The sequence below is a fragment of the Corynebacterium ciconiae DSM 44920 genome (assembly GCF_030440575.1).
GTDB lineage: Bacteria > Actinomycetota > Actinomycetes > Mycobacteriales > Mycobacteriaceae > Corynebacterium > Corynebacterium ciconiae.
Map to the genome: position 1 here is coordinate 1553685 of NZ_CP047189.1, position 12412 is coordinate 1566096.

A 12412-nucleotide genomic window follows, 5' to 3' on the forward strand; every position below is an offset into this window, starting at 1 on the left:
GCCCTTGCTGCCCGCGTGCAGCCTACTGCCTCGCCACCCACGAGAAGCGTGTCGCTCACGCCCTCTCGTGGGTGGTTGTTATCTATAGGTGTGCCCCAACGCGCCCGACCACAATGCGAGAGAAAGCACAGGCTGTGTTTAAGCTGGTGAGGAAATGACTGTCTATCGTTTTAGCCCCGCGCACACGGTGCCGCACTCTGATGCGATCAACACCAACCTCAAAACCCTCGCTTTAAGCGACGGGTTTCGTGCCCAGATGCTCACCGGCACCGCCGATCGCTCCATGTCAGTTAAACGACTGTGCTCGAGTTTGGTCCCTGCGCCCGACGCCCACACCACCCTCCTGCTGCTGAGCGCCGAGCACGATCTCACCCAGTCTCCCGCTCAGGCGCTAGACGCCTGCATAGAGGTGCCAGCCACCAGTGACTCCCCCACTACGCAGGAAGGCTCGCCTAGAGAGCCAGCGAGCGAGGGCGTGGAGGAGGTGATCGATTTTAGCTACGGCATCATGGTCTCTGTTCCGCTCCTCGAGGATGGTTGCGCCGCCACCATCGAGCTCATCGCCGATGTAGAAGAGCTGGTTCTGCCCGGTGAGGAGATGGATGAGCCCTCGCGGGGGCGCTACTACTACGCACTAGAGTTAGCACGCTTGGTTGCCGCCCGCTCCGATCGCGCTCTGCTCACCACATGGCTGGAGCATCCCTACGATTGCTCAGACAACGCCCAGGTGAATTCCGCCTATACACCGCTGTTAGAGGAAGCTGGGTTTCGCCCTGTACTCAAAACCATTCAGGGCTATGTTCCACTCCCTGACCAGCCGCCCACCCCAGAGACCTTCAGCAGCATCAGTGCCGCAGCCGATAAGGCTGGAATCAACGGCGCTGTGCGTTGGGAGTACTTTTGCGACGAGTTACCCGAAGCGCTCGCACACCAGGTGTCCGAGCTCTACGCGGTGGCTGATCGTGATGCGCCGCGCCGCGATTTTGAGGGCGAGACCGAGCGCTGGGATGTCTCCCGCTTCGATGCCATCGCCCGCCTCGCGCGCGAGAACGGCACCCGCACCCATTTCGGGTTGTTGCTAGGCGGTTCGGAGTCCGCACCGATCGTGCTGGGGGCGAGCGTGATCGCCCAGGCCACCGGCTCACGCGAGGATGTGGCCGAGCAGAATGTCACCGTCACCGCCCGAGGGTTTCGCGGCTGCGGGGCGGGGCGGGTGGTAAAACAGCAGCTGCTCTATACGCTGCGGGAGCGCGCGCCGATGATCACGCGGGTCTACACTTCGACGGAAGCCTCCAATGAGGCGATGCTTGCGATCAATGAGAGCTTGGGGTTCACCCCGATCAGTCGGGCCACCGCCTATCAGCGTCGATACGCACTAACACCTTAAGCGTTCTCGCCGTCGCTGTCGTGCACACGGTGGCGCTCCGAGGCCTTTTGGCGGCGATCATCCACGAACAGCGGGCTGTCCTCGTAGCGGGAGAATCGCCGCCCTATGCTGGCTTCACGCTGGGCGTCGGCCACCGGATCATCGGAGCCGGCTTCCCGGCGGGCGTCTTCAATATCGAGCTGTTCCTCGCTGCGGCGGAAGATCAGTCCCGTCATCATCAGCAGGAACGCGATAGCCACCAGCCCGCTGAGCGCGGCGCCGAATTCGGTGCCGGAGGAGCCTTCGGCACGCAGCCGGGTTTGGCCCATCCAGATCATGAACATCGCGGCGGTACCCGTGGTGCCGGCCAATACCCAGTTGATGTAGGTCAGCAGCATGCTTCGCGACGCCACCACCGCGAGGTTCACCACCACCATCGACACCAAACCGAGGATCACGAATATCCGCTCGAGCGGGGTGGCGCCGAATTCGAGGGCGGTGTCATTCATCACCAGAATGTCGAATCCATTGGCCTTGCCCGTGAAGGGCAGAACAAGGGTGATGAGAAAGAGCACGAAAACAGCGATCAGGCCGATCCACGTGGAGCGCATGTCCACCTTTTTCGCTGCCCGTTTCTCAAGGCCGGCCAGATCATCGGCAGACAGGAGCTTCTTATCGGCGGGGGTGTTCGCTTTGTCCACTAGGGGTTCATCTCCACTGTGTAGTCGATATCCATGCACGCGTGGCACCGCGTGATATGGCCTGCCCCTATCGAAGGGCAGGCGCAGCCTTTTGAACGGCGGGTGCACGTGAGCCATATTCTAGGCCAGCACACCCGCTAGCCCCTAGGAGGAGGGGCGAATCCCCGGCAATCCGAGGCCCACGCCCACCGGTTCGGTGGTGGGTCGTTTACCGGCTTCGGACATGTCGCCGGCCTTGGTACGCCGATGGCTGAGTACCCCAGCATCGGCGAGGAGGAAGTGCGGGGCGGAGTCGGTGACGGTTACCGTCACCACATCACCCGGCCGGATCTGCTCACTGAGATCCACACCGGCAGCATCAACGGGGCTAAAGTGCACCAACCGGCCGTCGCGGGCGCGCCCCGAGACGCGCTTGGTGGCGCTGTTCTTCTTTCCCCCGCCGGCTTGTACCAACAGTTCTACCTCGCGGCCGTGAAAGGCAGCGTTTTCTTCCTCGCTGATGCGCTCCTGCAGCGCCAAGAGGCGCTCGTAGCGCTGCTGGACCACCTCTTTAGGAATCTGATTATCCATCTCCGCTGCGGGGGTGCCAGGGCGCGGAGAGTATTGGAAGGTGTAAGCGCTGGAGAAACGAGCCTTTTCCACCACATCCAGGGTGGCTTGGAAGTCCTCCTCGGTCTCGCCGGGGAATCCAACGATGATATCGGTGGTGATCGCAGCGTGCGGGATTTTTGCCCGCACCTCATCGAGGATGCGCAAAAACTTGCTGGTGCGGTAGCTGCGCCGCATCTTCTTGAGCACCTCATCCGAGCCGGACTGCAGCGGCATGTGCAGTTGCGGACACACACTCGGGGTCTCTGCCATGGCGTCAATGACATCGCTGGTGAACTCCGCTGGGTGCGGGCTGGTGAAGCGCAGACGCTCAAGCCCGTCAATCTCCCCGCAGGCACGCAGCAGTTTGGAAAAGGCGCTGCGATCGCGCTCGAGCTCGGGATCGACAAAGTTCACGCCATAGGCATTCACGTTCTGCCCCAGCAGAGTCACCTCAGAAACGCCCTGATCTACAAGCGCTTGCACCTCGGCCAAAATATCGCCCGGGCGGCGATCTTGCTCCTTGCCTCGCAGGCTCGGAACGATGCAGAAGGTACAGGTGTTATTACAGCCCACCGATACACTCACCCAGCCGGCGTAGGCGGATTCCCGCTTCGCCGGCAGCACAGAGGGGAATTGTTCGAGCGAGTCGACGATCTCCACCTCAGCGTGGCGGTTATGGCGGGAGCGCTCCAAGAGCGTCGGCAGTGAGCCGATGTTGTGGGTACCGAACACCACATCCACCCACGGGGCCTTAGAGACCACGGTGTCTTTGTCTTTTTGCGCGAGGCACCCACCCACTGCGATCTGCATGCCCGGGTGCTGGTCCTTCACCGAGCGCAGATTGCCGAGGGTGCCGTAGAGACGCTGATCGGCGTTATCGCGCACGGCACAGGTGTTAAACACCACGAGATCCGGGGTGGTTCCTTCTTGGGCCGGCACATATCCGGAGTCTTCGAGCAGACCGGAGAGACGCTCCGAGTCGTGCACGTTCATCTGGCAGCCGAAAGTACGCACCTCATAGCTGCGGGCGGGGCTGGCTTTCACGCTGTGCTGATTCTGGGGGTGAGACACGGGTAGTCATTCTAACGATGTGGGCCGAGGCAACATAATGCGCTCACCGGCGGTGAACACTGCAGGGCTCAGCCTTGCTCGCCGCCAAGCTCGTCGATGCGAGCCTCGAGGGCCGCGATGGCGATCTCCATGCTGAGATGCTGGGCAAAACCACGGCGTGCCAAAGCCCCCACAATCCGACGGAGATGCTTATTTCTTTCGGCATAATCTGCTGGAACCTGCGAGATCGAGCGTGCCTTCTTTTCTGCCACAGCCTGCGCCATGCTGCGCTCGTCGCCGTCATCTACCTGAGCTAGGGCCTCAGCTCGCTCCGCGTCGGCAATCCCTTTGTCCTTCAGTTCACGATCAAGCACCGCGCGGCTTTTTCCTTTGCGGTGGCGCTGACGCACCCACTCGGAGGCAAAAAGGGAATCGTCTATGAGCCGCTGGGAGATGAGATCCTCGATCACCGCATCAATGACTTCAGGCGGGTAATCATAGCCAAGCAGCCGGTTGCGCAGTTCTTTTTCCGAACGCATCCGGTGGTTGAGCAGAACGAGCGCCTTGGATCGCACCGTGCTGCGTTCTTCTTCGGCCCGCTCGTCAAAAAGCTCGGGGTTTCCCTCGCGCTCATAGCGCTCCATCGCCTCGGCGAGCACCCGCAGCTTGGCGTTTTTCTCCTCCCAGTTCTGCTCCTGAGACTCGGCACTGCGGTCAGCCATTACTCTTCGGCGTCATCCTCAAGGTCGACATCATCGAAGTCCACATTGGGCACCATGTCCACTGGATCGTCGGTGAGCGCATCGTCATCCTCGAGGTTGGCATACTTACCCACCTTGAGCTTGCGCAGGATCTTGTCCTCGATCTCATTGGCCAACTCTGGGGTGTCCTTGAGATGCAGACGCACTTTCTCGCGGCCCTGGCCTAGCTGATCACCGTCGTAGGTAAACCACGATCCGGACTTCTTCACAATGCCGTTTTCTACCGCGAGGTCAATGATCGAGCCTTCACGGGAAATACCTTCGCCGTAGATGATGTCGAACTCGGCCACCTTGAACGGCGGAGACACCTTGTTCTTGACCACCTTCAGCTTGGTGCGGTTACCCACCGCATCTTGACCATCCTTCAGAGTCTGGATGCGGCGGACATCGCAGCGCACCGAGGAGTAGAACTTCAGGGCCTTACCACCGGTGGTGGTTTCCGGCGAGCCGAACATCACGCCGATCTTTTCGCGCAGCTGGTTAATGAAAATGGCGGTGGTACCCGCGCTGTAGAGAGCGCCGGTGAGCTTACGGAGTGCCTGGCTCATCAAACGTGCCTGCAAGCCCACGTGACTATCGCCCATATCGCCTTCGATCTCTGCCTTGGGCGTCAGCGCCGCCACCGAGTCCACCACAATGATGTCGATAGCACCGGAACGCACCAGCATGTCGGCAATCTCGAGGGCCTGCTCACCGGTGTCGGGCTGGGACACCAGCAGCTGATCGGTGTCCACACCCAACTTCCGGGCGTAATCCGGATCGAGGGCGTGCTCGGCGTCAATAAAGGCGGCGATACCGCCGGCGCGCTGTGCCTCAGCCACCGCGTGCAACGCCACGGTCGTTTTACCGGAAGACTCCGGACCGTAGATCTCCACGATGCGGCCCCGTGGGAAGCCGCCGATACCAAGGGCGATATCGATCGCGGTATTGCCCGAGGAAATAGCGCTAATCGGCGGGCGGTTATCATCCCCCAAGCGCATAATAGAGCCCTTGCCAAAGTCCTTCTCAATCAGCGCCATGGCCGATTCAAGAGCCTTCGCCTTATCGCTCTGCGCACCCTTCGTGGACTTTGCCTTTGTCTTTCGTGCTGCCATCGTTGATCTTTCTCCCCTGCTGTCGTAGGTAATCGACGTATAAAAGTAATTTCAGTATTGTTGCGCACCACACGCCGTATCGAGCCTCGGCTTCGGCGCGCTCTGCTTGATATAGACGCACGGCACCCCAAAAACGGTTCCCGCCTAGGGGCGCACCCCGTGGTGGCTAGGCTGCGGCTGCGCGTTCGAGGGCCACACTAACGCCTGCGGGTGACACTATCGAACAGACTACGGGCACACATGTTCTAATGCAAGTTTCATTGCCCCTGCACACCACGGCGAATGGCCTTAATCATCCACACCCAGTTGCCGCTCGGCCGGAACATCGAAATCCTCGCAAAGATGCCACCAGATCTCGCGAAGATCGGTGCCCTGGCCATCCATCAGCTCGGCGGCGGTCTGTCCCCAACGACTCAGCACGTGGGACCGCACGATCCATTGACCGTACTGCTCTCCGAACTCGTCTGTCACGAGCTTAAGGAATCGTGTTTCGCGCATAGCGCCCATCGTAGCCCGCGCTGTCCAAGGGGCTGTAGCGTCCCACCATGGCTTGGTGTTCGCGTTCCGGCGAGGTGGCGTCGATAAGCCGCGCGCGATGTGTCCACCACCCCATGTTCACGCCGCTAGCAAGCGACTACAGTGAAAGACGCACATTCTTTTCTCAGGTGACCCACTCGTACCCGCGCTGCTGTGAACAGCTCGGGGAAAGCTGGGGTCAGCTGGGCGTTTTCCGGTAGCGACAGGTATTTGTAAGGACGTTAATCTCCATGGCCGCCTCCCCCTCGCGCTCGACTGTGCGCGATATTTCCTATATTGCGGTGTTTACCGCGTTGATCGTCGTCTTCGCTTTCGTCACCATCCCCGGCGCTGCGGGCGTGCCGATTGTGTTGCAAAACGCGATCGTGGTGCTCGCAGGGCTCGTGCTGGGCGGACGTCGCGGCTTCTACACGGCGGGGCTGTTTCTGTTGATCGGCATGTTGGGCTTGCCGGTACTTGCCGGCGGGCGCTCGACTTTGGCCGCGCTCGCCGGGCCAACGATCGGTTATCTTTTCGGCTATCTGTTTAGCGCCCTCATCGCCGGCTACATCGCCTATACGGCCCGCCCGCGTAATAAGACCAACCTGGTGATCGCGATCAGCTTCGGCGCCTTCGTCGGTCTGTTGAGCCAGTACCTGCTGGGCGCGGTGGGCCTGTGGCTGCGCGGCGACATGGGCTTTGGTGAGGCCATCGTGATCCACGGCACCTTCCTGCCGCTCGACGCGGTGAAATTTGTGGCCGCCGCCGCGATTGCCATCGGCGTGCACTCCGCTTTCCCTGATCTCATGGCTGAGGAAAAGCGCCGCCGCGAGTCCACCCCCACCACCATCTAGATGTCGCGGATCGTTTTTTCTCACGCCAGTGTCTCTTTCGATGGCCTCCGGGTACTCGATCCCATCTCCGTAGAGCTGAACGAGCAGCGCATCGGCATCATTGGTGCTAATGGCGGTGGCAAATCCACCTTTATTCGGCTCATCAATGGCCTCGGCGAGCCAAGTAGCGGATCGGTGAGCGTCGATGGTTACGAGGTAACCAAACACGGCAAAAAGGTCCGGCGCCAAGTCGGTTATGTTTTCTCCGACGCCGAGAACCAGATCGTGATGCCACGGGTGGAAGATGACATTCGTTTTTCGCTGAAGCGCTTGAAACTCAGCACCCAAGAGCGTGACGCTCGCGTGGAGGAAGTGCTGGAGCGCTTCGGGCTGAGCGAATACCGCGAACACTCTCCACACACCCTGTCAGGCGGGCAGAAACAGCTGCTGGCGCTGGCAGCCGTGCTGGTGATGCGCCCGGAGGTGATCATCGCTGACGAGCCCACCACCCTGTTGGATCTGCGCAACCGTGAACAGATCCGCCGCATCTTCGCCGCGCTCAGCCAGCAAGTCATCGTGGTGACCCACGATCTTGGCTTCATTCGCGACTTCGACCGAGTGTTGTGGATTGATCGCCACACCATTCGCGAGGACGGCCCGCCGGCGGAGGTTATTCCGCACTACGAACGCGCCATGATGGAAAGCTAGCGCCATGCGCTCAGTGCCACTTAGCGTCTATATCCCCGGCAACACCCCTGTTCACCGCGTCCCGGCCGCGGCGAAGTTTATTGGCCTCATCGTCTTCGTCATCGCCGCCGCGGTGCTTGCCACCACCCCCACTCGCGCTACCTGCGTCCTCGGGGTTGTGGCCAGCGGGTATCTTCTCGCCCGCATCCCGCTGCGCGTCGCATGGAATCAGCTGTGGCCGGCGCTGCCGCTGCTGACGATGCTCGGCGGGTTCCAGTGGTGGCAGAACACGCTTATCGACGCCATCACCCTGATGCTCATGCTCCTCGCCTCTATCGCAGCCGCTGTGCTACTCACCCTCACCACCACGATTGCCGAGATGATGCACTCGCTGGAGACGATGCTCGCTCCTACCGCCCGGTGGGGTGTGCCGGTAGAAAGCATCAGCTTGGCAATCTCACTCACCATTCGCCTCATCCCACTGCAGCTCAATGCAGTCAACGAGGTACTCGACGCCCGCAAAGCGCGCGGGGTGGATTTCTCGCTAAGCGCCCTCGGCACCCCGGTGGTTATTCGCTCGATACGCCGCGCTAGAGCTATAGCCGATGCGCTGTGGGCGCGCGGTGTTGGCGACTAGCGAAGAGGCTAGGAGCCGGTCTAAGAAACACGAAGGCTGGCCCTCGAGATCACCATGATGGTGCTCAACGGGCCAGCCTAGGTATCAACCCTGCTACCGCGGCAGGCGAAGTGGTGGTTTTATTCGCCGCGGATTTCGCGCATGCGCTGCTGAATAGCGTCGTTGCTCACGGCGTTGTTCGGCTGCGGTGCCGACTCAATGGACTTGGGAGCAGAACCAGATTCGACGGCGCCGCCGTTCATCTCGGAACGGATCTGCTCGAGGCGGGAGTGACCAGCCATCTGCACTCCAGCGGCCTCCACCTCGGCCATGCGACCCTGCACGCTGTTTTCGGCCAGCTCAGCACGGCCCAAGGCGTTGGAGTAGCGGCGCTCGATTTTCTCACGCACCTGGTCCAGGTTCGGGGTGCTGCCACCGGCGGCGAGGGAGTTCATGGACTCCAGCGACTCGGTAACCTTCTCCTGCATCTTGGCCTGCTCCAGCTGAGAGAGCAGCTTGGTGCGCTCAGCCACCTTCTGCTGCAGCACCATGGAGTTGCGCTCCACGGCCTTCTTGGCTTGGGTGGCCTGCTGCAGGGCCTGGTCGTGCAGCTTCTTGGTGTCTTCTACCGACTGCTCGGCGGTAACCAGCTGAGCAGCGAAAGCCTCGGCGGCGTTTTCGTACTCCACAGCCTTGGACTCATTGCCTTCTGCACGGGCCTGATCGGCCAGCTTCAGTGCCTGGCGGGTATTGCCCTGCAGCTTCTCGATCTCAGAGAGACGGCGATTCAGCTGCATCTCCAGCTGGCGCTGGTTGCCAATGACGTTAGCTGCCTGCTGCGAAAGCTCCTGGTGCTGACGCTGGGCTTCCTCAATGGCCTGCTGAATCTGAATCTTCGGATCCGCGTTCTCTTCGATCTTCGAATCGAACAGCGCCATCAAGTACTTCCATGCCTTGGTAAAGGGATTAGCCATAACGCTTTCTCGTCAGCCTTTCTTGCCACACTGTGTTTGTCTGCGCTGATTGTACGTCAGCGCTCACGTAATGCGCGCGGGAATAGCATTTCGCGCGCCCTGTCCATCCGCCATGTCTCTCGCTGGCGGCTCTACCCTCGCTTGCCACTGCACGCGGCGGCTGTGTATCAGCCACTACGGTCCAAGCAGGGTGGGAATGCGATGCTCTCTAGACCTTCGCGAGATCCGCCTGGGCGGATTCCACGGCCATAGAACCGGCGGCCTCGATGAGCACATCGGCCACCCGCGTGTCTAGGGCGTAGCAGACCGCAGCGAGCAACTCGGAGGAGACCTCCTTGCGTCCGCGCTCTAGTTCGGAAAGATATCCGGGCGAGACACTCGATGCCTCCGCGAGCTCACGCAAGGTAATGCCCTTGTCGGCGCGGAATGACCGCAAGGCTGCCCCGAGAGCCTCGCGCAACAGCGGCTCCTCGGGACGCTTGGCCGCCATGGCCTCTGCATCTGCCGAGTGGGGGCGCACCCCGTGGGCGCCGAGCGGCTGATCTAAAAGAGCTGTGTAAGTTACCATCACTTCTTCTAACGTCTCGTCGACATCTTTTGTTCCCCGTGCCACAATCGCTCTCGCCGGGCACGCGGTGGTGATGTGCACCCACTGTAGCTACTCCCCTACTTCGAGGCGCTTCGGGGCCCAGTCTCCTTCGGCCCGCAACACTTGGCGGGCATAGGCGAGCACCTCGGCCACTGCCTGTTCGCGGAGTGCTTGTCTGCGCAGCGCCACTGCTGGCGACATTCGCCGCACCCACACCTGAGGTTTAGCGGTGGCCACCGCCATCCACACCTCGCCCACTGGGTGGCCATCTTGTCTGTCCGGCCCCGCAACACCCGTCAAGGCCAGGGCCATATCGGCACCGCAAGCTGTACGCGCCCCGCGGGCCATAGCGCTGGCACACTCTGGCGAGATGGGTCCAAAAAGCCGCAGAAGCTGCGGGTCCACGCCGGCGAGTTCACTCTTCAGCTCGGTGGCATAGGTCACCAGCCCGCCCCGCAATACAGCGGAGGCGCCGCTGATATTGGCAAGGGTGGCGGAGAGCATTCCAGCTGTGAGGGATTCGCACACCGCCAGGGTGAGCCCGCGGCCACGGAGATCATTTAGCAGCGCCGCGGCGTCGGCATCGAGAGCATCCACGGGACTAGTTGGCCTTGCGTTCGTCGATGATGTACTGCACACCGGTGACCACAGTGACCACCACCGCCGCCAGCATCAACAGCAAACAGGGGATGTCCATCCAGCCGGGCAGCGGCAGCAGGTACAAGCCCACGGCGAGGGTTTGCAGAGCGGTCTTGAGCTTGCCGCCCTTGGACGCGGGTATCACCCGCCCACGCCGTAGCTGCACCATCCGCCAGAAGGTAATGCCCAGCTCGCGGACAACGATGACGACCGTGATCCACCACGGCAGCATGTCGATGAGATTCAGACACACCAGCGAGGTGATCATCAGCGCCTTATCGGCAATAGGATCGGCAATCTTGCCGAATTCCGTGATCAGTCCACGCTTACGGGCAATATCACCATCAAGCTTATCGGTGAGCATCAACAGGGCGAACATAGAAAACGCCGCCCACTGCCAGCCATTGTTATCTCCTTGGCTGGTCAGCACGAGCCACGCGAAGGCGGGCACGAAAATAATGCGCAGCGAAGTCAATACATTAGGCAGATTGAAATTCGAGGGGCGCTGCGCGGAGCTGCCTGCCGGGGCGGTGTTGCTACGGTCCTTCACGCCTTCAACCCTACCCTGCGAGCCATGTTTTGAAACCATGATGGTTTGTCACCTCGTACTCTCCCCAGCTACCTCAGTGCCCTCTCGTTGCTTGTCTAGGCACCGAGGCGCTTATCGACGCCACCTCGCACCATCACCCACACCGAGCTGAAGTTCTTAGCGGCCCGGTGTGTCTTCATTCGCACGGCGGGCGGAAGCAGTCTCGCCAGGATGAGCCTGGGCCTCCGCGGAGGTCTCGTCTTCTTTGCCCAGCAACTTATCGGTGGAAATCGCCACCGCTCCTTGGGCGAGGTCGCGCTTGCCCTTGATCCAGGAAGCCAGGATCGTCACCACCAGTACACCGACGATGAAAGCCAAGGAGACCCACGTGCCGATCTCGGGGACATGGACGTCCTCGCCACCATTGATGAATGCCAGATTGTTTTCGTGCAGTGCGTGCAGGATGAGCTTCACGCCAATGAACGCCAAGATGATACCGAGGCCGTAGGCGAGGTAGACGAGGCGATCCAGCAAACCGTCGAGCAGGAAGTACATCTGACGCAGGCCCATCAAGGCGAGGGCATTGGCGGTAAAGACAATGTAGGCCTCGTTGGTCAGGCCGTAGATGGCGGGGATGGAGTCGAAGGCGAACATCACATCGATGAAGCCAATGGCCACCAATGCCACCGCCATGGGGGTAAAGAAGCGCTTGCCGTTGATGCGGGCCGTCATCTTATCCCCGTTGTACTCATCCGTCATAGGGATGAACTTCCGTGTGAAGCGGATGATTGCCATGTCCGAGGGATCGGTGTCTGGTTCATCCTTGGCTTCATCCCACACGGTCTTCGCCGCGGTGTAGAGCAGGAAGATACCGAAGAGGTAGAAGATGTCCGACCACGCATTGATGGCCGCCGCACCGATAAGAATGAAAACGGTACGAAAGACCAGCGCCATAGCAATACCAAAGAGCAGTACCTTTTGCTGGTATTTGCGCGGAATACTGAAAGTTCCGATGATCAGCGCAAAGACAAAGAGGTTATCCACGCTCAATGCTTTTTCGGTGACATAGCCAGAGAGGAACTCAAGCCCGCGTTGATGATCCCAGAACAGCCACACGAAGCCGCCAAAAAGCAGGGCGAGCACCACATAGAAGGCGGTCCAAAAACCGGCTTCCTTCATGCTCGGCTCGTGCGGAGTCTTTACGTGGGTGAGAAAGTCGAATGCGATGAAGGCGATCACGATTACGGCCGTGAGTGCCCACACCCAGAAAGGCACATGCATATGTACAAACCTCCGGTGCGATAAGTAGTTACGTACCGGAGGTCTCCCCCACCGCGTGGTGGGCTGGCGGGACCGGGGCTACTGCACCAGATTGCGGTGCAGCGGCGGCCGTGTTGACGATCACCGCCATTTCAGGGGTACTCCCCTCCATGACGGGAACCACTATATACGAAAAGCCCGCACAC

The 12412-nt window shown here is 60.7% G+C and carries 14 protein-coding genes; 4 read left to right on the forward strand and 10 right to left on the reverse strand.

The genetic code is table 11. From position 1 onward, the window contains the following. Nucleotides 1-154 precede the first annotated feature (154 nt). Nucleotides 155-1387, forward strand: coding sequence for an N-acetyltransferase (locus CCICO_RS06850; protein ID WP_018020385.1), 1233 nt, complete (start codon nt 155-157; stop codon nt 1385-1387). On the opposite strand, the gene CCICO_RS06855 is transcribed toward CCICO_RS06850, so the two are convergent. The 5 genes from CCICO_RS06855 to CCICO_RS06875 form a co-directional block, all read right to left on the reverse strand. Further along, nucleotides 1384-2067 carry an Rv2732c family membrane protein gene (locus tag CCICO_RS06855; protein ID WP_018020384.1) on the reverse strand — a complete coding sequence of 228 codons (684 nt, stop codon included), beginning with the start codon at nt 2065-2067 and terminating at the stop codon, nt 1384-1386. The two genes, CCICO_RS06850 and CCICO_RS06855, sit on opposite strands and share 4 nt — an antisense overlap. Nucleotides 2068-2211: 144 nt before the next feature. Next, nucleotides 2212-3729, reverse strand: coding sequence for a tRNA (N6-isopentenyl adenosine(37)-C2)-methylthiotransferase MiaB (gene miaB, locus CCICO_RS06860; RefSeq protein ID WP_018020383.1), 1518 nt, complete (start codon nt 3727-3729; stop codon nt 2212-2214). Nucleotides 3730-3797: 68 nt separating this feature from the next. Then, nucleotides 3798-4430 (reverse strand): regulatory protein RecX, encoded by a 633-nt coding sequence (locus CCICO_RS06865; RefSeq protein WP_018020382.1) that lies wholly within the window; start codon nt 4428-4430, stop codon nt 3798-3800. Continuing rightward, entirely contained in the window at nt 4430-5563 is a 1134-nt protein-coding gene (recA, locus tag CCICO_RS06870; RefSeq protein WP_018020381.1) for a recombinase RecA, read from the reverse strand. The genes CCICO_RS06865 and recA overlap by 1 nt, the downstream gene beginning before the upstream one ends. Nucleotides 5564-5851: 288 nt before the next feature. After that, a complete protein-coding gene (locus CCICO_RS06875; RefSeq protein WP_026161572.1) occupies nt 5852-6061 on the reverse strand; it encodes a DUF3046 domain-containing protein in 210 nt (69 codons plus the stop codon). A gap of 269 nt (nt 6062-6330) precedes the next feature. Between CCICO_RS06875 and CCICO_RS06880 the strand changes: the two genes are divergently transcribed. From CCICO_RS06880 to CCICO_RS06890, 3 genes are read left to right on the forward strand one after another with little or no spacing between them, the layout of a single operon-like run. Then, nucleotides 6331-6933, forward strand: coding sequence for a biotin transporter BioY (locus CCICO_RS06880; RefSeq protein ID WP_018020379.1), 603 nt, complete (start codon nt 6331-6333; stop codon nt 6931-6933). Then, entirely contained in the window at nt 6934-7620 is a 687-nt protein-coding gene (locus CCICO_RS06885; RefSeq protein WP_018020378.1) for an energy-coupling factor ABC transporter ATP-binding protein, read from the forward strand. Between the two features lie 4 nt (nt 7621-7624). Further along, a complete protein-coding gene (locus tag CCICO_RS06890; protein ID WP_018020377.1) occupies nt 7625-8236 on the forward strand; it encodes an energy-coupling factor transporter transmembrane component T family protein in 612 nt (203 codons plus the stop codon). A gap of 119 nt (nt 8237-8355) precedes the next feature. On the opposite strand, the gene CCICO_RS06895 is transcribed toward CCICO_RS06890, so the two are convergent. From CCICO_RS06895 to CCICO_RS06915, 5 genes are all read right to left on the reverse strand, one after another. Further along, the gene (locus CCICO_RS06895) at nt 8356-9189 is read right to left on the reverse strand and encodes a PspA/IM30 family protein (RefSeq protein ID WP_018020376.1); all 834 of its coding nucleotides are present in this window, start codon (nt 9187-9189) and stop codon (nt 8356-8358) included. Between the two features lie 208 nt (nt 9190-9397). Next, nucleotides 9398-9757, reverse strand: coding sequence for a helix-turn-helix domain-containing protein (locus tag CCICO_RS06900; RefSeq protein ID WP_018020375.1), 360 nt, complete (start codon nt 9755-9757; stop codon nt 9398-9400). Nucleotides 9758-9847: 90 nt separating this feature from the next. Then, a complete protein-coding gene (locus CCICO_RS06905) occupies nt 9848-10375 on the reverse strand; it encodes a CinA family protein (protein WP_018020374.1) in 528 nt (175 codons plus the stop codon). 4 nt (nt 10376-10379) lie between these two features. Continuing rightward, nucleotides 10380-10967, reverse strand: coding sequence for a CDP-diacylglycerol--glycerol-3-phosphate 3-phosphatidyltransferase (pgsA, locus tag CCICO_RS06910; protein WP_018020373.1), 588 nt, complete (start codon nt 10965-10967; stop codon nt 10380-10382). 156 nt (nt 10968-11123) lie between these two features. Further along, nucleotides 11124-12227, reverse strand: coding sequence for a TerC family protein (locus CCICO_RS06915; protein ID WP_018020372.1), 1104 nt, complete (start codon nt 12225-12227; stop codon nt 11124-11126). Nucleotides 12228-12412: the final 185 nt, after the last annotated feature.